Source organism: Bradyrhizobium sp. Mp19, assembly GCF_029952935.1.
In the GTDB taxonomy this organism is placed as follows: Bacteria; Pseudomonadota; Alphaproteobacteria; order Rhizobiales; family Xanthobacteraceae; genus Bradyrhizobium; species Bradyrhizobium elkanii.
In genome coordinates this window covers 415,846-437,648 of sequence record NZ_JASAUT010000001.1, presented here as the reverse complement: position 1 = coordinate 437,648, position 21,803 = coordinate 415,846, and the positions used below count along the sequence as shown (strand labels likewise).

The 21,803-nt window shown below is 64.7% G+C and carries 20 protein-coding genes; all 20 read left to right on the top strand.

Going from position 1 to position 21,803, the window contains the following annotated elements; genetic code table 11:
• Nucleotides 1–88: 88 nt before the first annotated feature.
• Nucleotides 89–862 (top strand): ABC transporter ATP-binding protein, encoded by a 774-nt coding sequence (locus tag QJT82_RS01945; protein ID WP_028345049.1) that lies wholly within the window; start codon nt 89–91, stop codon nt 860–862.
• Nucleotides 859–1,581 carry an ABC transporter ATP-binding protein gene (locus tag QJT82_RS01940; RefSeq protein WP_028345050.1) on the top strand — a complete coding sequence of 241 codons (723 nt, stop codon included), beginning with the start codon at nt 859–861 and terminating at the stop codon, nt 1,579–1,581. Before QJT82_RS01945 ends, QJT82_RS01940 begins: the two co-directional genes overlap by 4 nt.
• A 1-nt stretch (nt 1,582) precedes the next feature.
• Complete coding sequence (locus QJT82_RS01935; RefSeq protein ID WP_028345051.1) at nt 1,583–2,497, top strand: branched-chain amino acid ABC transporter permease; 915 nt, start codon at nt 1,583–1,585, stop codon at nt 2,495–2,497.
• Nucleotides 2,498–2,500: 3 nt separating this feature from the next.
• Nucleotides 2,501–3,574 (top strand): branched-chain amino acid ABC transporter permease, encoded by a 1,074-nt coding sequence (locus tag QJT82_RS01930; RefSeq protein WP_016846056.1) that lies wholly within the window; start codon nt 2,501–2,503, stop codon nt 3,572–3,574.
• A 31-nt stretch (nt 3,575–3,605) separates the two neighbouring features.
• Complete coding sequence (locus QJT82_RS01925) at nt 3,606–4,793, top strand: ABC transporter substrate-binding protein (protein ID WP_028345052.1); 1,188 nt, start codon at nt 3,606–3,608, stop codon at nt 4,791–4,793.
• A 90-nt stretch (nt 4,794–4,883) separates the two neighbouring features.
• Entirely contained in the window at nt 4,884–5,612 is a 729-nt protein-coding gene (gene pxpA / locus QJT82_RS01920) for a 5-oxoprolinase subunit PxpA (protein WP_028345053.1), read from the top strand.
• Nucleotides 5,613–5,650: 38 nt separating this feature from the next.
• The gene (locus tag QJT82_RS01915; RefSeq protein WP_018270951.1) at nt 5,651–5,893 is read left to right on the top strand and encodes an acetyl-CoA carboxylase; all 243 of its coding nucleotides are present in this window, start codon (nt 5,651–5,653) and stop codon (nt 5,891–5,893) included.
• 16 nt (nt 5,894–5,909) lie between these two features.
• A complete protein-coding gene (locus tag QJT82_RS01910; RefSeq protein WP_028345054.1) occupies nt 5,910–7,310 on the top strand; it encodes an acetyl-CoA carboxylase biotin carboxylase subunit in 1,401 nt (466 codons plus the stop codon).
• A 42-nt stretch (nt 7,311–7,352) separates the two neighbouring features.
• Nucleotides 7,353–8,228, top strand: coding sequence for an allophanate hydrolase subunit 1 (locus QJT82_RS01905; RefSeq protein ID WP_028345055.1), 876 nt, complete (start codon nt 7,353–7,355; stop codon nt 8,226–8,228).
• Nucleotides 8,218–9,195: a biotin-dependent carboxyltransferase family protein gene (locus tag QJT82_RS01900; RefSeq protein ID WP_028345056.1), complete on the top strand. Its 978-nt coding sequence runs from the start codon at nt 8,218–8,220 to the stop codon at nt 9,193–9,195. Before QJT82_RS01905 ends, QJT82_RS01900 begins: the two co-directional genes overlap by 11 nt.
• Before the next feature lie 217 nt (nt 9,196–9,412).
• Nucleotides 9,413–10,378, top strand: coding sequence for a LysR family transcriptional regulator (locus QJT82_RS01895; protein ID WP_028345057.1), 966 nt, complete (start codon nt 9,413–9,415; stop codon nt 10,376–10,378).
• Between the two features lie 105 nt (nt 10,379–10,483).
• A complete protein-coding gene (locus QJT82_RS01890; RefSeq protein ID WP_028345058.1) occupies nt 10,484–11,443 on the top strand; it encodes a helix-turn-helix domain-containing protein in 960 nt (319 codons plus the stop codon).
• A 166-nt stretch (nt 11,444–11,609) separates the two neighbouring features.
• Nucleotides 11,610–13,637 (top strand): hydantoinase/oxoprolinase family protein, encoded by a 2,028-nt coding sequence (locus QJT82_RS01885; RefSeq protein WP_264641910.1) that lies wholly within the window; start codon nt 11,610–11,612, stop codon nt 13,635–13,637.
• A gap of 3 nt (nt 13,638–13,640) precedes the next feature.
• Entirely contained in the window at nt 13,641–15,602 is a 1,962-nt protein-coding gene (locus tag QJT82_RS01880) for a hydantoinase B/oxoprolinase family protein (RefSeq protein ID WP_028345060.1), read from the top strand.
• 103 nt (nt 15,603–15,705) lie between these two features.
• Entirely contained in the window at nt 15,706–16,806 is a 1,101-nt protein-coding gene (gene torT / locus QJT82_RS01875) for a TMAO reductase system periplasmic protein TorT (RefSeq protein ID WP_028345061.1), read from the top strand.
• A 72-nt stretch (nt 16,807–16,878) separates the two neighbouring features.
• Complete coding sequence (locus QJT82_RS01870; protein ID WP_028345062.1) at nt 16,879–18,417, top strand: sugar ABC transporter ATP-binding protein; 1,539 nt, start codon at nt 16,879–16,881, stop codon at nt 18,415–18,417.
• Complete coding sequence (locus QJT82_RS01865) at nt 18,414–19,430, top strand: ABC transporter permease (protein ID WP_028345063.1); 1,017 nt, start codon at nt 18,414–18,416, stop codon at nt 19,428–19,430. The genes QJT82_RS01870 and QJT82_RS01865 overlap by 4 nt, the downstream gene beginning before the upstream one ends.
• A complete protein-coding gene (locus QJT82_RS01860) occupies nt 19,423–20,436 on the top strand; it encodes an ABC transporter permease (protein ID WP_028345064.1) in 1,014 nt (337 codons plus the stop codon). Before QJT82_RS01865 ends, QJT82_RS01860 begins: the two co-directional genes overlap by 8 nt.
• On the top strand, nt 20,433–21,326 hold the full coding sequence (locus QJT82_RS01855; protein WP_245288954.1) for an FAD binding domain-containing protein: 894 nt from the start codon (nt 20,433–20,435) through the stop codon (nt 21,324–21,326). Before QJT82_RS01860 ends, QJT82_RS01855 begins: the two co-directional genes overlap by 4 nt.
• 16 nt (nt 21,327–21,342) lie before the next feature.
• Nucleotides 21,343–21,801, top strand: a complete 459-nt coding sequence (locus QJT82_RS01850; protein WP_028345066.1) for a (2Fe-2S)-binding protein — start codon at nt 21,343–21,345, stop codon at nt 21,799–21,801.
• Nucleotides 21,802–21,803: the final 2 nt, after the last annotated feature.

The window sequence follows — 21,803 nt, the reverse complement described above, 5'->3', positions numbered from 1 at the left end:
TATCAGCGAACGATATTTCGAATTTTACAATCCCCCGGGGGAACGGAAAAATCAATCCGTCGGTTCGCGAGTGAGAGGCATTGAGGTCATGTCCGATGGTTTGGAATTGGTCGCTCGCGATATCAGCGTCCAATTCGAAGGCCTGAAGGCGCTGTCCAACGTGACCTTGACCGTACCACGGGGACGTATCGTCGGGCTGATCGGTCCGAATGGAGCCGGCAAGACCACCCTTATTAATGTGCTGACAGGCTTCCAGCCGGTTGGCGCCGGAACCATGGAACTGGAGGGCGACACGCTGAATGGCATTGCAGCGCACAAGCTGCGCCGCAAAGGCGTGGCGCGGACCTTCCAGTCGGGCCGGCTTTTCCGCGACCTGCCGGTGATGGACAACCTTGAGGTGACCGGCGTCGGCCTGGGCCAATCCCGTCCGGAGGCGATCGGAGAAGCCGAGCGCGTGATGGCCTGGCTCGGCATTTCGCATCTGTCCAACACGATTGCCGGCGCCCTGCCCTATACCGACGAGCGCCGCGTCGCGATCGGCCGCGCCATCATGTGCACACCACGCTATCTGCTGCTCGATGAACCGGCGGCTGGAATGTCGGAGCATGAGAGCCACGAACTTGCCGCCATCATCCGGCGGATCGCCGGCGAGCTCAATGTCGGGGTGCTGCTGATCGAGCACAATATCGGCCTCGTGCTCGAGCTCTGCGAACGGATCTACGTCCTCGATTCCGGCGAGGTCATCGAAGTCGGCCCGCCCGCTCAGATCCGTGACAGCGATGCGGTGAGGCACGCCTATATGGGTACGCAGCGCGACGAGCCGCTTCCGCCGGTCGCCGCCGAAGAGGCCGTCGCGTCATGACGCTGCTTGCCGTCGACGACATCACCGTCAGCTACGGGCGCCTGACGGCTCTCCGCGGCCTGACGCTGAACATCGAGGAAGGCGAAATCCTGTTCGTGACCGGCCCGAACGGCGCCGGCAAGTCGACCTTGCTCAACGCCATCGCGGGCGTCGTGCCACCGGGCTCCGGGTCCATCATGATCGATGGCGCAAAGATCACGGGTGCCGCGCCCGAAGACATCGCCCGGCGTGGATTCTCCCTGGTTCCGGAGGGACGCAATGTCTTTGGCGCGCTGACGATCGAGGAGAATCTGAAGGTCGGGACCGGGATGCGCGCCGACCGCAAGAAGATCGCCGACGATCTGGATCAGGTCTACGAGGAATTCCCGATGCTGGCCGAGCGCCGCCACACCCCGGCGGGCATGCTCTCCGGCGGCCAGCAGCAGATGCTCGTCATTGGCCGTGCCTTGATGGCCGCGCCCCGCATCATGGCCATCGACGAGCCGTCGCTCGGCCTTGCGCCAAAGATCATCGACCAGGTCTACGAGATCCTGGTGCGGCTACGGACGCAGCGCAAGCTCACCCTCCTGATCGTCGAGCAGAGTTCGACACGCGCCATGATGACGGGCGGACGGATGGTCCTGATCCGCGGCGGCCGCATCGTGCTCGAGGGCCCTGCGGCCGATATGGTCAGGGATGATCGCCTGAAGCAGTCCTATTTCGGCTTCGGAGATCATTGAGATGCGCGAGCTGCTCCAGATCATCTTCGATGCCCTCAGCCTCGGCAGCCTCTACGCCCTTGGTGCGCTCGGCATCGCCCTGATCTTCGGCGTGATGCGGCTCGTCAACTTCGCCCACGGCGATTTCATCGCGTTTTGCGTCTTCGCCATGCTGTGGCCGTCGATCGATGCGGCGGCGCTCGTCTTTGCCGGGCAGCTGCCGTTCTATCTGTTGATCCCGCTGCTGCTCTTGATCGGAGCCGCGCTGTCGGTCCTGTCGGAGATCGTCGTCTTCCGCCGCTTCCGCAATGCCAATCCGGCGACGATGATGATCGCATCCTTCGCGCTCGGCTTCGTGATCCGGCATCTCCTGCTGATGCTGTTTTCCAGCCGGCCGAAGTCGATCACCCTGTGGCCGAGCCTTGGCCTGCCGGTCGAACTCCTCGGCGCTCACATCCCGATGCTCCAAGTCGTGACCATCATTATCACGCTGACCGTGCTGGTGGTCCTCGTCCTGTTCCTCAAGCGCACGCGCTACGGGCTCGAGATGCGCGCGGCCGCCGACAATTTCACCATGGCGCGCATGCTCGGGGTCCGCGCCAACGGCGTGATCCTGCTGGCCTTCGCCATCAGCGGCATGCTGGCGGCGGCGATCGGCCTGATCCTGGCGACCAATTCCGGCACCGCCGACATCGGCATGGGCGCTAACGTGATGCTGATCGCGTTCATCGCGACCGTGATCGGCGGCCTCGGCAGCATTCCCGGCGCCGTTGCCGCCGGCTTCCTGATCGGTGCGGCCAGCGTCGTGTTCCAGGCGACCCTGCCACACGACGCCAGGGTATTCCGAGACGCCTTCGTCTACGGCGCCGTCATCGTCGTCCTTCTGGTGCGGCCTCAGGGCCTGTTCGCACCGAAATCCGCCAAGCAGAGGGTCTGATCGATGTCGCAGCGGCCGTCCGTCATCCGGCAAACGATCATCACGCCGATCGTGCTGATCGTGGCGCTGCTCATCATGGCCGCCCTCTCCTATCAATTCGGCAGCCGGGCCTTCAACCGCACCGTGGTCGAGATGTTCATCAACATCATGGTGGTGGTCGGGCTCTACGTCTTCGTCGGCAATTCGGGCCTGCTGTCGTTCGGCCATATCAGCTTCATGTGCCTCGGCGCCTACATGACCGCCTGGCTCACGATTCCGCCGGTGATGAAGTCGATCACGCTCAAGGGCCTGCCGGCGTGGCTGCTCCACGCGCAACTGCCGATGTGGGTGGCGACGCCGATATCCGGACTGTTTGCGGCACTGTTCGCGCTGATCGTCGGCCGCGTCATCATGCGCCTGTCGGGCATCGCCGCCTCGATTGCGACCTTCGGCCTGCTCGGCGTCATCAACAATGTCTATTCGAACTGGGATTCGGTGACGGGCGGACAGGGTTCGATCGTCGGCATTCCGCCCACCATGAATGTCTGGACCGGATGGATCGGCGGCGCCGTGGCCATCGCGATCGCCTATCTCTACTCGATCTCGCGCTCCGGACTGGCACTTCGCGCCACGCGAGACGAAGCCGTCGCGGCCAGCGCCTCCGGCATCGATATCGTTCGCGAGCGGCTGATCGCCTTCGTCGTCAGCGCCTTCATCATCGGGCTCGCCGGCGCGCTGTACGCGCATTTCCTGAGCATCGTCAATCCCGGCGCATTTTATCTGCGAACGACGTTCATCACGCTGTCGATGCTGGTGGTCGGCGGCATGTACAGCCTCAGCGGAGCCGTCTCGGGCGTGGTCGCGATATCCGTGCTGATCGAGCTGTTCCGCAATCTCGAGAAGGGCATCAGCCTCGGCGGTCACACCGTCGGCCTGCCGAACGGTGTCCAGGAGATCGCGATCGGCATCATCACCATCGCGATCCTGATGTACTTGCCGACGGGACTGACCCGCAACCAGGAATTCTCCTGGCGTCGATGGCCGTTGCAGCGCCGCCTGACGCCACCGGTCCAGACCGCGCTGAAGGAACTGCACTGACGCTCGTTTGTACAATTGGAGGAGTGGGGTTATGCGCTTTACGACATTACTCAGCATCTTGGCCGGAGCATCCGCGCTCTGGTTCACGCCAGCCCGGGCAGCCAACGAGATCGTTGTTGGATTTGCGACCGCTGCATCCGGATTCATGCAGGCCTATGACAAGCCGGCGCAGGACGCGGCGCTGATCCGGATCGAGGAGATCAACAAGGCCGGCGGCCTGCTCGGCAAGAAGATCAAGCCCGTCTTTGCCGACACCAAGACCGATCAGGCCGAGGGTGCCAAGGCCGGCCTTGCGGTGCTCGACCAGGGTGCCGACCTCGTCATCGTCTCCTGCGACTACGATTTCGGCGCGCCCGCGGCGCTGCAGGCGCAGGCTGCCGGCAAGGTTTCCTTCTTCCTCTGCGCCGAATCGATCAAGGCCGGCATCCCCGGCGTCGGCCCGTTCTCGTTCTCGGCCTCGGTGCTGGCACCGGTGCAGGGAGCGACCATGTCGGAATGGGCTTACACCAAGAAGAACGCACGCAGCTTCTATCGGCTGCTCGACAGCTGGACCGTCTACAACAAGGGCATCTGCGACGGCTTCGACTGGATGCTGCCGCGCCTGAAGGAGGCCAAGCTGGTCGGCAGCGACACCTTCAAGAACGACGATGCCTCGATCGCCTCGCAGATCACGCGCATCAAGAGCCTGCCGAAGGAGCCTGACGCCATCATGCTCTGCACAATGATGCCGGGCGCTGTCTCCGCCATCAAGCAGATCCGTGCCGCCGGCATCAAGTCGATGATCCTCAACGGGTCGGGTGTCGACGGCAGCTACTGGATGAACGCCGTTCCTGACCTCTCGAACTTTTACGTCCCGGTGCAGGGCTCGGTCTATGGCGACGATCCGAATCCGAAGGTCAACGAGTTCAACAAGAAGTACAAGGAGGTCACCGGCGGTGACCCCTCCAGCCAGTACGTCTATCCGGGCTACGTCCTGATCGACGTCTGGGCCAAGGCGGTCGAACGCGCCAAATCGACCGATGCGGCAGCCGTCGTGGCCGAGCTCGAGAAGATGAACAACGAGTCCACGCTGTTCGGGCCGCGCACCTTCACCAAGGACATCCACCACCAGAACCAGGGTCGTTATCTGATCGTCGATACCGAGGCCGGCAAGCCTCAGGTGATCGACCAGTGGACGATCTCGGAAAAGATCCCGCTCGACTATCTGGTGTCCAAGTAACCCGGCAATGCGCCGCCCTGGGTGCGCCAGTCATACCCCGGGGCGGCCTTCGCCGGTCATATGCAAAGCCAGTTGGAAGGAAATCAGGAGATGGTCGTGATCAACTGCGACATGGGCGAGGCCTACGGTCTCTACAAGATGGGCGACGACAAGGCATTGATGCCTCATATCGACGTCGCGAACGTCGCCTGCGGCTTTCATGCCTCCGACTTCAATCACATGCGCAAGACCGTGCAGCTCGCCAAGCAATTTGGCGTCAAGGTCGGGGCGCACCCGTCGCTGCCCGATCTGCAGGGATTTGGTCGCCGGGAGATGAAGATCGACCGCGAGGAGCTGGCCAATTGCCTGCTCTATCAGATCGGCGCACTCAAGGCCTTCCTGGATGCCGAAGGCATGGCGCTCAATCACATCAAGCCGCACGGCGCACTTTACGGCATGGCATCGCGCAACGAGGAGATCGCCGAAGCCGTGGCTGATGCCGCTGACGTCTACAAGGTGCCGCTGCTCGGCATGAAGGGAACGCTGCACCAGAAGGTCTACGAGCGGCGCGGTCATGCCTTCGTCGCCGAATACTATGCCGACCTCGACTACAATGCCGACGGCAGCCTGATCATCACCCGCGAGCACGAGGCGAAGGATCCGGCCGACGCCGCCACCCGATGCGCAAGGGCGGTCAATGAAGGCAAAACGCGCACGGTGGCGGGAAACGACATCGTGGTCGGCTCCGATTCGATCTGCATCCACTCCGACACGCCGAACGCCGTCGCCATCGCCGAGGCCGTCCGCGAGGCGGTGCGCCCCTATCTCACCGCGCGCTGAACCGACGCGGCAACGAACCAATACAACACGAGGAAACAATGGCAACGCAGCAGATCTTCTCGCCGCTCCCAGGCATCTTTTATCGCAAGCCGGCTCCCGACAAGCCGGTCTACAAGAACGACGGCGACGCCGTCGCCGAGAGCGACACGATCGGGCTTATCGAGGTGATGAAATCGTTCAACGAAGTGAAAGCTGGCATCGCCGGCAAGATCGTCCGCTTCCTGGCCGAGAATGAAGATGCCGTGATGGCCGGCCAGCCGATCGCCGAAATCGACGTTTAGGGCTCTCCGACCAGCCATGGCGATCAAGAAGCTCCTCATAGCCAATCGCGGCGAGATCGCGGTGCGCATCATCCGCGCAGCGCGCGATCTCGGCATTGCAACCGTGCAGGTCTACAGCAAGGCCGACCAGGACTCGCTTGCAGTCAGGCTCGCCGACGAAGCGGTCGATATCGGTCCGCCGCAGGCGTCGAAATCCTATCTCAACCAGGCTGCCATCCTCGCCGCGGCGCGGAGCGCCGGCGCCGACGCCATCCATCCCGGCTACGGCTTCCTGGCCGAGAACGCCGAGTTCGCCGCCGCTGTCGAAGCCGCGGGATTGATCTTTGTCGGCCCGACCGCGCAATCGATCCGGCTGATGGGCGACAAGGTCGCGGCACGCGAGGCCGCCGCTGCGGCCGGCGTGCCGACCGTCCCCGGCAGCCAGGGGCGGCTGGAGTCGGCGGAAGCGGCCTTCGCGCTGGTCGAGAAAACCGGCTTCCCCGTGATGATCAAGGCCGCCGCCGGAGGTGGCGGACGCGGCATCCGCATCGCGCGGTCGCATGAGGAGTTTCAACATCTGATGCCGCAGGCACAGGCCGAGGCGCTCGCGGCCTTTGGCGACGGCGGGCTTTACGTCGAAAAGCTGATCGAAGGCGCGCGGCATATCGAGGTGCAGGTGCTCGGCGACGGACACGACGTGATCCATTGCTTCGAGCGCGAATGCTCGTTGCAGCGCCGCCGCCAGAAGGTCTGGGAAGAAGCCCCCTCGCCCTCGCTCACCCAGGCCGTGCGGGAGAGACTCTGCACCTCGGCCGTGGCACTTGCCAAAGCGGTCAATTATCGCGGCGCCGGGACGCTCGAATATCTCTACGACGACGCCACCGGCGAATTCTACTTCCTGGAGATGAACACCCGCATCCAGGTCGAGCATCCGGTCACGGAAATGATCACGGGCATCGACCTCGTCCGCGAGATGATCCAGATCGCCGGCGGCGAACGCTTGCGCATCAGCCAGAACGAGATGCGCGTCAGCGGCCATTCGATCGAGGTCCGTATCAACGCCGAGGATCCGGCCAGAAACTTCCTGCCGAACCCGGGCACGGTGAGCGCGCTCAGCCTGCCCGTCGGCGACGGCGTTCGCTTCGACAGCATGCTCTATCAGGGCTACACGGTGCCTCCCTTCTACGACAGCCTGCTCGGCAAGCTGATCGTGCACGACAAGGACCGGCCGAGCGCCATGAAGAAACTCGAGCACGCGCTTGCCGAGCTCAGCGTCGAAGGCATTTTCACGACCAAGCCCCTGCACCAGGCGCTGGCGCGCGACGCCGACGTCCAGGCTGGACGCTTCCATACGGCATGGCTCGAACCATGGCTTGAGTCCCATGCCGCCGCCCTTGCCACCGCTCAGCCGCTATCACCCGCGAAGGTCGCCTCATGATGTCGAGAGAATCCGCCCCGTCAGCAACAGGAGGCCGCTAGCATGCAAACTCGATTTTCCTTCGGCGGCGATGAGCACATTTTCGCCGAGGTCGGCGAAGCGATGTCGCTCGAGGCCTTTTTCAAGAGCCTGTTCATCACCAATGCGGTGCGCGATGCCAGGATCAAGGGCGTCACCGAGATCTGCCCGGCGAACGCGTCCTATCAGGTCAAGTTCGATCCGGATCAGATCAAGCCGGACGATCTCCTCGCCGAGCTGAAGCGGCTGGATTCCGCATCCGAGAAATCGGAACCGGTAATCAAGACCCGGATCATCGAGATTCCCGTGCTCTACAACGATCCCTGGACCCATGAGACCTTGATGCGCTTCCGCGAGCGTCACCAGGATCCTGATGGCACCGACCTCGAATACGCTGCGCGCATCAACGGCCTCGACAGCGTCGATGCCTTCATCAAGGCGCATTCCAGCGCGCCCTGGTTCGTCTCGATGGTCGGCTTCGTCGCCGGCCTGCCCTTCCTGTACCAGATGGTCGAGCGCAAGCGGCAGCTTCAGGCCCCGAAATATCTGCGCCCGCGCACGGATACGCCGAAGCTCACGGTCGGGCATGGCGGCTGTTTCAGCTGCATTTATTCGGTGCGCGGCGCCGGCGGTTACCAGATGTTCGGCATCACGCCGATGCCGATCTATGATCCCAACCAGACCATCAGCTATTTGCGCGACTTCATGTGCCTGTTCAAACCGGGCGACATCGTGAAATGGAAACCGATCGACCGGGCAGCCTATGACGCTGCGGTCGCCGACGTCGACGCCGGCCGATTTGCGCCCGTGATCCGCGACGTCTCGTTCTCGCTGACCGAGTTCAACCGCGACATTGATGGCTACAACAGCAAGCTCGATGGAGTTCTCCATGGCCGTTAGGGTTTTGAAGCCGGGTCTTGCGACCACCGTCCAGGACCTCGGACGTCCCGGCTATTATCACATCGGCATCCCGCTCTCCGGCGGCATGGACCGTCACGCGCTGGTCGCCGCAAATCTGCTCGTCGGCAATGATGCAGGCGCAGCCGTGCTTGAAGCGGTGTTCATGGGGCCCGAGCTCGAATTCACCGAGGACACCACGGTCGCCGTCACCGGCGCGGAGCTTCCGCCGAAACTCGACGGCGGGCCGCGCGAGACCTGGACCAGCTTCAAGGTGAAGCGCGGACAGATTCTCTCCTTCGACTTCCTCAAGCGAGGCGCGCGCGGCTACATCGCGGTCGCCGGTGGCATCGATGTGCCCGTGGTGCTCGGCTCGCGATCGACCTACGCACTCGGCGCGCTCGGCGGCTTCAAGGGCCGCAAGCTCGAGGCCGGCGACGAATTGCCGGTCGGCCATGCCAGCGCGACGGTCAAGGACGGCCGCACCGTCGCCAACGATTTGCGCGGACAACCGGCGGGAATGCCGACAGAGCTGCGCGCCATGCCCGGCCTCTATTGGCACCGCATCACCGAGGCCGCCGGCAACGGCTTCTTCTCCGACACCTGGAAGGTCGCGCCGGAAGCCGACCGGATCGGCTACCGCTTCAAGGGTGGCAAGCCGCTCGAATTCGTTCCGCGCGAACCGCCGTTCGGCGCCGGCTCCGATCCATCCAACATCACCGATGCCTGCTATCCCTACGGCTCGATCCAGGTTCCCGGCGGCACCGAGCCGATCGTGCTGCATCGCGACGCCGTATCCGGCGGCGGTTACTTCATGGTCGGCACCGTGATCGCCGCTGATATGGATCTGATCGGTCAGCTTCAGCCCAACACGCCGGTGAAGTTCGTCAAGGTCGACATGGATCAGGCGCTTGCGGCACGCAAAAGCCGGACCGAGCTGCTGGGCAAGCTTCGCAGCGCCATGGCGTAATCGCCAGGAGCTCGCCGCATCTGCCAACGGGCCTCGGCCGCCGGCGCCGACGCGATCACGCGCGGTCAAGCCAAAACCTGTGGCTGTCGGTTGCGCGCTCGCGCATCTGAGGTCGGTGCCACGGCGTGCCGTCCGTCGGGCGGCACGAGAGTTGCAGCGGACACATTCGGGCTGAGAAACACTGCTCATGAGTTATGCAAACATCGGAACAACCGCGATGTCCGTTTCTCTGAAACAGATCCGCTACTTCGTCGCCGCCGCCGAGACCGGGCGGATCAGCCAGGCGGCCATCGATCTCAACGTCTCGCAATCTGCGGTCACCGCGGCGATCCAGCAGCTCGAGGCCACCGTCTGCGCCCGCTTGCTGGAGCGCGCGCCGAACGGCGTAACCGTCACCATGGAGGGCAGCCGCTTCCTCTCCCAGGGCCGTCATATCCTCGCCGCCGTCGCCGAGGCGGTGCGCGACACCCAGATGTCCGCCGGACCCCTGTTCGGGACGATCCGCGTCGGCGTCACCTACACCGTGTCGGGCTACTTCCTGCCGCGTCATCAGATGCGCTTCAAGGCGAGTTTCCCCGGAATCACGATCGAGCTGTTCGAGGCGCCGCGCGACGTGCTCGAGCGCGCACTCGTCGATGGTGCGCTCGACCTCGCGGTGATGCTGGTCTCGAACCTGCGCGACAACGCGATGCTTACCAGCGAGACCTTGCTGCGATCGCCGCGCCGGCTGTGGCTTGCGCCCGAGCATCCTCTGACCCGTGCCGAGCGGGTCCACCTCGCTGACGTCGCCACCTATCCCTACGTCATGCTCACGGTCGACGAGGCCAAGCACACCTCGATGCGCTATTGGAACAACGCCTCACTCGAACCGAAGACGGTGTTCCGCACCTCCTCGGTCGAAGCCGTCCGCTCCATGGTCGCCGGCGGCATGGGAATCGCCATTCTGTCCGACCTGATCTACCGGCCCTGGTCGCTGGAGGGGCAGCGGATCGAGACCCGCGTCATCGAGGACGAGGTGCCCAGCATGGACATCGGTCTTGCCTGGCGTCGCGACACCAAGCCATCGGAGGCTGCCATGGCTTTCCGCGATTTCATGCGCTTTGCGGTTGCCGGCGTCGGGCCGGCCCGGCCCCCCGTCAGCGTCGATCCCCGGCACCAGGCCGAGGAGGCCATCGAAATCTAGAATATCAGTTTCCGTTTTATTCGACTTGACGCCGTCCGGCTGTCCTCGCCAAACTTTGCCTGGGGACACGACGACCGGAGGCACAGCCGGCGGCGGGAGTGAGACATGCAAGTCACTTACACGACCAACGACATTCCGTCGCAGACCCGCCGCCAGTACTGGCAGGAGGTCGTCTCGAAGACCTATTACTCGCTCGACCTGCGCTTCCCGAGCACGCGCGACTTCAATGCGCGCCTCGGCGCCTGGTCGATGGGCCCTGTCTCGGTGTCCCGCAACATTGCCAACGGCCTGCTGTACAAGCGGCATGAGCGGCATCTCCTGAGCGAGCGGGAAGAGTCATTCCTGATCACGGTACCCGAGCTCGCCGAAATCCGTTTCGAGCAGGACGGCAAGGTGGTGCATTGCCGGCCGGGCGCGTTCCTGATCGAACGCAGCCACCTGCCCTACGAGTTCAGCCATCAGGATCCGACGGCGCTATGGTGCCTGAAGATCCCGAGCGCAGTGCTGCGCGCCCGCATTTCCCGGCCCGAGCGCCTCGCGACGCTGCAATTCGACGCCAGCCGCAGCGTCGGCGCGCTGTTCGTCGACACGCTGCGCCTCTCCGGTGAACGGATCGAGGAAATGGACGAGACGGCGCGCACGATGATGGGCAAGCACCTGATCGAGCTGCTTGCGATGGCCATTGAATCCGACGACCGTGTGTTGACCGGTCACTCGTCCTCCGTGCGCAACGGCCATTTGCTGCGTTGCGAGCAGTTCATCCGTGCCCGCCTCGACGATATGCGGCTCACACCGCAGATGATTGCCGACGGCTGCGGCATCTCGCTGCGCTATTTGCACCAGATTTTCGAGGGCGAAGGTCTGACCGTCTGCGCCTATATCCGCAACCAGCGCCTTTCAATGTGCGACGCTCTGCTGCGCGATGCGAACTGCCGCAAGAGCATTTCGGAAATCGCCTATCAATGGGGCTTTGCCGACCAGGCGCAGTTCAGCCGCAACTATCGCGGCCGGTTCGGATGCACCCCGAGCGAGGCGCGCGCCATTTCGCGCACAGCCAACTCCTGAAGACTGGCCCTGCTGATCGATTCTTAGGCACACCGCCGCCGGTCTGGGCATGTATGGGCACCGGCACGGTTCGCTCTCTCGCACAAATCTTCCTGCGCTCAGCGTCAAGAACGGAAGCCGCCGCTCTGCCTAAGATCGGCGAAACGCTCGTTCGAAAGGAAGAGGCATGGCGCAGAACCTTCGTGTGGCCGTCGACGTCGGAGGCACCTTCACCGACATCTGCATTATGGACGAGACGACCGGTCTCGTGCGCATCGAGAAGACCTCCTCAACGCGCGACCCGATCGAAGGGATCATGGGCGGCGTATCCAAGGCCGGCATCGACCTGTCGAAGGTTGCGTTGTTCTCGCACGGCACCACGATTGCCACCAACGCGCTGATCACGCGCCGCCTGCCGCGCACCGCCGTGGTCACGACCAAGGGGTTCCGCGACGTCATCGAGATCCGGCGCGCCAACAAGGAGGATCTCTGGGACACCTACAAGGACGTGGTGCGGCCCTATGTGCCACGGCGCGACCGCCTCACCGTGCCCGAACGCGTCGATGCTGCCGGCGCGGTGATCGAGCCGCTCGACGTCGAAGCTGCGCGCAGCGTCGCACGCATCCTCAAGCGTCGCGGCGTCGCCGCAGTCGCGGTGTGCTTCATGAACGCCTATCTCAACGGCGCCAATGAGCGCGCGATGCGCGATATTCTGCTGGCCGAGATGCCCGACATTCCGGTCTCGATCTCCTCGCAGGTGCTTCCCGAAATCTTCGAGCATGAGCGGTTCTCGACGACGGTCGCCAATGCCGTGGTGAGCCCGGTCGTCGTCAACTACACGAGCCAGCTCGGCGAACGCCTCGCAGACGAGGGCTACACTCGCGACCTTCTGCTGCTGCACACCGGTGGCGGCGTGATGACGCCGGCGAGCGTGAAGGATTTCGCGGCGCGCCTTGCCGGCTCCGGCATCGCCGCCGGCGCCATCGCCAGCCGCCATATCGCCGGTCTTTGCGGTTTCCCCAATTCGATCGGCCTCGACATGGGCGGCACATCGACCGACGTGTCGCTGGCCTATGAGGGCCAGTCGCGGATCACCAAGGACTGGCATATCGAGTTCGGCTATCCGATCCGCTTCGCATCGATCGAGGTGCTCACCATCGGTGCCGGCGGCGGCTCGCTGGCCTGGACCGATCCGGCCGGCTCGCTGCGCAACGGCCCGCAATCGGCCGGCGCCTATCCGGGACCGGCCTGCTATGGCAACGGCAATACGCAACCGACCAACACCGATGCCAATGTGACGCTCGGCCGGCTTGGCACCGATCTCGCCGGTGGCAAGGTCAAGCTCGACCCCGAGCTGGCGCGGCAAGCGGTCGAGGGCGGCGTTGCCAAGCCGTTCGGCCTCGGCCTGCATGAAGCCGCAGATGCAATCGTCAAGGTCGCCAACGCCAACATGTCGGATGCGGTGCGGCTGATCTCGATCAGTCGCGGCTACGATCCACGCGATTTTGCGCTGGTGGCGTTCGGCGGCGCCGGTGCCCTGCATGGGGTCGACGTCGCACGTGAGCTGGCGATTCCCGTCGTGATCGTACCGCCCAATCCTGGCGTGACCTCGGCGCTCGGTTGCCTGCTCGTCGACATGCAGCACGATTTTTCGCAAAGCTGCATGGCCGACGCCGCCGAGGCCGACGCCACCGAGATCGAGGCGCAGTTCGCCGAGCTCGAGAAAGCCGCGCTCACGCGGTTGACCCATGAGGGCGTCGCGCAGCAAGACATCGTGCTGCAGCGCTCGATCGACATGATGTATCGCGGCCAGTGGCGTTCGCTTGCCGTCAACGCGCCACGGCCGATCGGCGCGATCGCCGATCTGGTGCAGAGCTTCCATGCCGAGCATCAGCGCGAATACAATTTCCGCCGCGACAGCGCACCGGTCAGCTTCTTCCGTCTCAATCTGAAGGCAGTGGGGGTGGTGCCCAAGGCCGAGTTTGCCGTCCACGAGCCGACCGGCGCTAGCCCCGAGCCGGTCAGCCGCCGCAGGGTCTGGTTCGAGGGCAGCGGGCTCGATACACCCGTCTATCGGCGCGACGACCTGCCCTGCGCCTTCTCTTTTCAAGGCCCCGCGATCATCGAGCAGGTCGATGCCACTACCGTCGTTCCGCCCGGCGCCAGCGCCGAGGTCGACAAATATCTCAACATCATCATCCGCGTGAAGGAGTGAACCATGGCCGGAGCTCTCCCGCTCGACCCCGTGACCTTCGAGGTTCTGAAGAACTCCTTCATCACCAGCGTCGACCAGATGGGCGAGCAGGTCTTGAGGACCTGCTACTCCTTTGTCATCTACAATCGCGATTTCTCGAGCGCGCTGCATGACGCCAACGGCGAATGCGCGGCGCAGGGCAACCAGGATATCGCCGTCCACGTCGGCACGCTGCATTTCACCTGCAAGGATGTCATGCGCCATTTCGAAGGCGACATGCATGAGGGCGACGTCTTCGCCATCAACGATCCCTATGCCGGCGGCACGCATTTCTCGGACGTCCGCCTGATCCGTCCGATCTTCGCCGACGGCAAGATCATCGCCTTCAGCCAGTCCAACGGACATTGGTCCGACGTCGGCGGCAGCGTGCCGGGATCGTTCGACGTCGCCGCCCGCGAGATGTTCCGCGAGGGCCTGCGCATCACGCCGGTCCGGCTGTTCGACAAGAACGGCCTGCGCAAGGACGTCGCGCATCTGATCGCCTCGAATACGCGCGATCCGGCCTCGATCATCGGCGATATCCAGGCACAGGCCGAAGCGACGGCCGTCTGCGAACGCGAGATCCTGCGCCTGGTCGGCAAATATGGCCGTGATACCGTCGAGACCGGGCTTGCCGCCGTGCAGGATTATGTCGAACGCTCGGCACGCCAACGCATCGCAGCGCTTCCTGACGGCGAATGGGAGACGGTCGATTTCATCGACCGCGATCCAGCCGGCGGCGAAGGCATGATCCCGATCCGCATCAAGATGACAATCAAGGGCGACCGCGCGATCTACGACTTCACCGGCAGCCATCCGACCATCGGCTCGATCTACAATTCGGCGTTCGGCGCGACCTTTTCCGCCGTCGCCGCCGGCATGAAGACATTCTTCCCCGACCTGCCGCTCAATTCCGGTTTCTACCGTTGCTTCGAGATCATCGCCCCCGAAGGCTCGATCGTCGACGCCAAATGGCCGATCGCGGTCACCGGCTTTCTGATGCCGTTCGAGAAGATCATGAACTCGATCTACGAAATGTGGTCGAAGCTGATGCCGGAGCGCGCGCTCGCTTGCGCGTTCAATCTCGAATATCTGCTCACCGGCGGGCTCGATGCCCGCAGCTCCGACAAGCCGATCTTCATGTTCTATGACTGGCTGCCCGGCGGCTGGGGCGGGCGCAACGGCAAGGATGGCAGCAATGTCACGACCGCCTGCTTCGGCACCGGCCTGATGTCGCAGCCGGTCGAAGGCCAGGAGCGCGCCAACCCGATCCTGACGACGGAATGCGAGATCCTCAAGGACTCTCCCGGCCCCGGCAAGTGGCGCGGCGGCGCCGGCGTGGTGAAGACGTCGCGGATGCTTCAGGCCGAGAAAACCGTGATCTCCTATATCTGCGACCGCGAGCGTGCGATCGTGTGGGGCATCGAGGGCGGCCTGCCGTCGATGCCGCACGGCCTGACCCTGAAGCGCGCCGGCAGCACGTCCGAGGAGCGGCTCGGCTCGATCTTCTCGGACGTCCCGATCGGCGAAGGCGACACTTTCTCGCGTCCGACCGCCGGCGGCGGCGGGTTTGGCGATCCGCTTGAGCGCGATCCGAACCTCGTCGTCGAGGATATCAAGGACGACTATGTCTCGGTCGAGCGCGCCGCCAAGGACTATGGCGTCGTGGTGCACACCATCGACGCCGAGCTCTGCAACTACGAGGTCGACAAGGTCGCGACCGAGGCGCTCCGCGCGAAGATCCGCTCCGAGCGCGTTGCCAATGTCCGGCTCGATCCGGAGCTGGTGGCGCAACGCTATCGCAGCGGGGCAATCGACGCGCTCGACGCGATCCGCAAGCACGCGGTGATCCTCGATTGGGGCACCGGCGCCTTGCTTCCCGAATCCACGCGCCAGTTCCGCGAAGCGTTTGAGCGGCGCTCGGTCGCAATGTGGAAAGCGGGTTGATTGCCATCGCCGACCGCACCGCCGGCAGGCGGCACAGAGCGTTCACAAAAAACTGGATCCGACATCGCCCCTCCACTTTCATTCGAGCCATGAGGATTGTGCTATGACGAGTACGACGTGCCTTTCCCCCAATCGAGTTTGGCCGATCCGCCGCGCGCTCGGCCTTGCCGCAGGCCTCACCCTTGCCGCCGCGGTCGCGCCGGCCGCGGCCGAGACGCCGTGGTTTCCGATGAAGGTCTACGACGCGTCGTCTGGCACACCGAAGCCGGCCGAGTACACGCCGCTGCCGAAGGCCGAGAAGCCCTACAGGCTCTGTGTGCTGTTTCCGCACATGAAGGACAGTTTCTGGGTCGCCGTTGCCTATGGCATCGTCAAACAGGCCGAGGCGATGAACGTCAACATGAACCTCTACGAGGCCGGAGGTTACGAGAACCTGCCGAAACAGCTGTCGCAATTCGATGACTGCATGGCGAGCGGACCGGACGCCATCATCGTCGGCGCCATCTCCGGCGCAGGCCTCAGCAAGAAGTTCGAGGAAGCCAAGGCCAAGGGCGTGCCGGTCGTCGGCGTCACCAACCCGCTGCCGCCGAACGCGCTGCCCGCGGCCAACTATGTCGACTTCGTCGCCATGGGCGAAGTCACCGGCGCCGGCCTGCTGGCGCAATCCAAGCCTGGCGACAAGCTCAACATCGTGACGTTCCCCGGCCCGGCCGGCTCTGGCTGGGCGGAGTCGTTCAACGAAGGCTTCAAGAAGGCCGTTGCCAAGAACCCGAACGCCAAGATTCTGGCCGAGAAATTCGGCGACTCCGGCGTCGCCGTGCAGCTTCAGCTCATTCAGGACGCCTTGCAGGCCTATCCCGCCATGAACGTGATCTGGGGCACCGCCCCCACCGCTGAAGCTGCCATCGGCGCCGTTGCCGAGGCCGGCCGAAGCGACCTGAAGATCGTATCGTCTTACGAAAACCAGGCCATGCTCGACGCGCTCAACCGCGGCGACATCCTCGCCTTCGCAACCCAGTATCCGGTCGGCGAAGGCGCCGTCGCGATCGATCAGGCGGTGCGTCTCATCGAGAAGAAGCCGGTCATGAGCCTTGTCCAGCCGATCGCCGCGGTCATCGACAAGACCACGGTACCGAAATTGCAGATGGACCTCGTGCTGGCGCCGGCGAGCTGGACACCGGTCTATTCGGTCAAGGCCAAGTAAGCCGCTCGCGAATGGTGCCGGGTGGGAGCACCTGCTCCCACCCGTCCTGCTCACGGCCCAACGGAGACGCGAATGGATGTCGAGATCGCCCCGAAGCCTGCCGAGCCTCTGCTTCGATTGCGGGGGATATCGAAGCGCTTCACCGGCGTTCGCGCGCTCGACCGGGTCGACCTCGACGTACGTGCCGGCAAGCTTCACGTCCTGTTCGGCGAGAACGGCGCCGGCAAATCGACCCTGATCAATGTCGTCTCGGGAACGTTTCCGCCGGACGAAGGCACGTTCCATTTTGGCGACGAGGAGATCCATCATCTCACGCCGCAGCGGGCCCGCACGATCGGCATCAGCCCGGTCTTTCAGGAGTTCTCGCTTATCCCGAGCCTCACGGTGGAAGAGAACCTGTTCCTTGGCCGCGAGGTCACGCATGGCGGTGTGCTGCGCTCACGCGAGATGCGCAAGCGCGCCAGGGCGCTGATCGACGAGCTCGGCTTCGATCTCGATCCGGCGCAACGGATCGACGACCTTTCCCGCGCGCACCAGCAGATGGCCGAAATCGCCAAGGCCCTGCTCGGCCGCGTGCGCCTTTTGATTCTTGACGAGCCGACCGCCTCGTTGACAGAGCGCGAGACCGGACGGCTGTTCGAGCTGATCGCGCGCCTGAAGAGCCAGAATGTCGGGCTGATCTATGTCTCGCATCGCATGCGCGAAATCCGCGCCCTTGCCGACCGTGTGACGGTGCTGCGCGACGGCCGCCACATCCAGACCCTCGACGCCGCCGGCTCGACCGACGGCGAGCTGGTGGAACTGATGACCGGCCGCAGGATCGACCTGCTGTTCCCGACCATCGCACACCGGCCTGACAAAATGATGGTCGACATCGAAAACCTGACGCTCACGGACGGTAGCGTTCAGGAGGTGAATTTCCATGCCCGCGCCGGCGAGATCACCGGCATCGCAGGTCTCGTCGGCTGCGGAAAATCGGAGCTGATCCGCGCGGTCTACGGCATCGAGCCCGCGGCATCAGGCGTGATCCGGATCGACGGTCTGCCTTACGAATTCCCGACCCCCAGGCAAAGCCTCAAGCGCGGCATCGCTTATTTTCCTGCCAACCGAGTTGCCGAAGGGCTCGCGCTGTCCCGTCCGATCCGCGAGAACGCATCGATGACGGTGCTCGACCTGCCCGCGTTCGCGCGCTTCGGCGTGCTGCGGCAGGCCGTCGAACGCGCCACGATCGCGGACATCATGGAGCGGTTGCAGCTGAGGCCGCCGAACATCGAACGGAGCGCCGGCGCGCTGTCCGGCGGCAACCGTCAAAAAGTGATGCTGGCACGCGCGCTCACGCGTGAGCTGAACGTGTTCCTGTTCGACGAGCCGAGCGTCGGGATCGACGTCGGCGCCAAGCTCGAGGTCTACCAGTTCATGAAACGCCTGGTCGAGGCCGGCGCTGCCGTGATCGTGGTGTCGTCGGAATTGCCGGAAGTTCTGGCGCTGTCGAACCGGCTCTACGTCATGCATCACGGCCGCATCGCCGCCGAACTGAAGGGCGCCGAGAAGACCGAGCAGAACGTGCTGTCGAGCTTCTTCCGCGACCATCTCGCCGCGGAGGTCGCGTGAACACCGCGCTGGTCACCGCAAACCCGCAAGGCGCGATCGGTCTGCGATCGATCGCAGGCCGTGTCGGGTTCCTGCCGGCCCTGCTGGTCTTGCTCGTCGCCGGCATGTCGGCGGTCGATCCGCAGTTCTACGGCATCATCAACATCCTCAACATCCTGCGCAACGCGTCGCTGCTCGCGATCGTCGCCTGCGGTCAGGCGCTGGTCATCATCGCGGGCGGCTTCGATCTTTCAGTCGGCGCCGTCGTGGCGCTTGCGAGCGTCGTCACCGCCAAGACCATGGCCGCCGCAGCCACCGCGTTTCCCGGCAACAACGCCCTCATCATTGCCAGCGGAATGGCTGCCGGACTCGGCTCCGGGGCCGTGGTCGGGCTCGTCAACGGATTTTGCGTGGCGAAGCTCAAGGTATCCGGCTTCGTGGTGACCCTGGGCACGATGTCGGCGACTGCGGGCGTCGGCCTGATGATCACCAACGGAATCCCGGTTTACGGCATGCCCGATATCTTCGTGAAGGGCTTTGGGCGCGCCCAGGCGCTCGGCCTGCCGACCGCCGTCCACGTCGCGCTGGTCATCATCATCGTGATGGTGTTTGCGCAGCGGCGCACGCTGTTCGGCCGCTACGTCTACGCAATCGGCGGCAATGTCGATGCGGCCATCGTGTCGGGCGTAGCGATCCAGCGCCACGTCGTCGGCACCTACGTTGTCTCAAGCATGCTCGCGGCACTGACCGGCATCCTGCTGACCGCGCAGGTCGGCTCCGGCCAGGCCAGCTTCGGCGGCGACCGGATGATGCTGCAATCGATCGCGGCCGCCGTGATCGGCGGCGTCAGCTTGCGCGGCGGCGTCGGGCGCATCGAAATCGTCGCCATCAGCGCCCTGTTCCTGACCATCTTGGGCAATGCGCTCAACCTCTTGCATGTCGACTCCCGGCTGCAGCCGGTCTTCCTCGGCGTCATCATGGTCGCAGCCGTGGCGCTGGACGAACTCAGCCGACGGAGCAAGGCTCGTGTCTGACCTCGAATTGTCCGTCGCCGCCAAGAACGCGGATCGCCCGAAATTGGCGCCGGGTCGATGGCTCTGGAGCGCAGTGCTGCCGGTCGCATTGGTGGCCCTGTTGCTCGGCTTCGCGGCGGTCGACCGCGACGTGTTGTCGCCGGCCAACCTGCTCAACATCGCGCAGCAGACCAGCTATCTGGCCCTGTTCGCGATGGCCCAGACCGTGGTGATCCTGACGCGCGGCTTCGACCTCGCACTCGGCCCGACCGTATCGATGGTGAGCGTCGGCACCGCGCTGGCGATGGCCGGCGCCACGGCGTCGGGCCATGGTACAGGCGTCGTGCTGCTCGCCGGGCTCGCTGCCGGTTTCCTGCTCGGCACCGCGTGCGGCCTCTTCAACGGCGTGGTTATTGCGCTGCTCGGGGTCAACCCCTTCGTCGCAACGCTCGGCAGCTACAATATCGCGATCGGAGTTGCGACCACGCTGTCGTCCGGACGGCCGGTGCAAGGCGTGCCGGCGCCGTTCTCGCAGATATTCTACGGCGGCAGCGTCTTCGGTATCCCGGCGGCCATCGCGATCACGGTCGGCGTCGGCGCCGTGCTCCATTGGACCCTGACGCGGACGGTGTTCGGCCGTTCGCTTTACCTCATCGGCACCAACCCGCGCGCAGCGGCGGTCGCCGGCCTGCCGGTCAAGCGCACCCTGATCGCGACCTATGTGCTGTGCTCCGGGCTTGCGGCGCTCGGCGCGATCATGATGACGGCGCGGACCGGATCGGGCGAGCCGAACCTCGGCGGAGCGCTTTCACTGCAAGCGATTGCCGGCGCCGTGGTCGGCGGAACAAGCCTGGCGGGCGGGCGCGGTGGAGTCGGCACCGCAGTGCTCGGCGCCCTGTTCATCACCATTCTGTCCAACGGCATGAACCTCACCCGGATCGACGGATACGTCCAGATGGTCGTGCTCGGCGCGATCGTCATCGTCGGCGTTCTGCTCGATCGCCTGCGACTGGAGCGGCGCCAATGACGACGGGTTCTCCCATGCAGAGCGTCGCTGGCGAGACGCACGAGGCACCTGCGTCGATCTACGTCGCGCCCTCGCTCGCTTCCGCACTCGACGCACTGAGCGAATTCGGCGCGGCCGGCGCTGCCTTTGCGGGCGGCACATGGATCATGCGGTCGCCGATCCGCCACGAACGGTTGAAGCCACACTATGTCGCGATCGGCAAGATCGCCGAGCTGACCACGGTCCGCATCGACAGCGATGCAATCGAGATCGGCGCGGCGGTTACCCATGCGGCACTCACGGCGGCCCTGGCCGATCTTCCGGAATTTGCGGTCCTGGTCGACGCCGCCGGCCGCTCCGCCAATCCCGCGATCCGCGCGATGGCGACGATCGGCGGCAACCTTGCGACGGCGGAATTCGCCGCAGCGGATTGCGTGCCGGCGCTGCTCTGCCTCGATGCCCAAGTCGAAATGTCCGCACGCGACAGCCGCGAGCGCATCGGCCTGGCGCATTTCCTGAAGATCCGATCGTCCCTTCCCCCCGGTCATCTGGTGACGCGGATCATCTTGCCGCGGGCGGTGCGCAGAAGCGCCCATGCCCGCCTGCCGCTGCGCAAATCGGGTGACTACCCGGTCGCCATCGTCAGCCTGTCGGTCAGCATCGATGCAGCGGGCCGTGTCCAGGCGGCGCGCGTCGCGGTCGGTTCAGTCGAGCCGGTGGCGCGGCGCTGGGAGCGGCTCGAGGCAGCGCTCATCGGACGTCCGCTCGATGCGGCGGAGGCCGCGCAGACCGCGGCCGCGTTGGCGGACGAGTTCGTCGGCCGCGACAGCGTTGATGCCTCGGCCTGGTATCGGGTCAGCGTGCTACCCGGTCTCGTCCGCCGCGCTGCAATCGCAGCGCTTGGCTCCTGAACTGGTGGGGACCGACATGGGATTCAACTTGACCGTGAACGGCGATCATCTTTCCTCCGCGACCGATCCCGCCACGCCGCTGATCGACATTCTGCGCGAGGAGATGCATCTGACCGGCGCGAAACCGGTCTGTCGCGAAGGCTTTTGCGGCGCCTGTATGGTGCTGGTCGACGGCGAGCCGACGCCATCGTGCCTGTTGCCCGCCGCGCTCGCCGATGGCCGCGAGATCCGCACCGTCGAAGGCCTCGCGCCTCACGGCGAACTGAACCGCATCCAGGCGGCCCTCGAGGCCAGCGATGCGGTCCAATGCGGCATGTGCTTTCCCGGCATGGTGGTGAGCCTGACGCATCTCTTGACGACCCGGCCTGACGCCACCCGTGACGATATCCGGGCGGCACTCACCGGGAACATCTGCCGCTGCACGGGATACGAACGCATCGTCGAGGCGACGCTGCTCGCCTTGGCCAACGCATAATC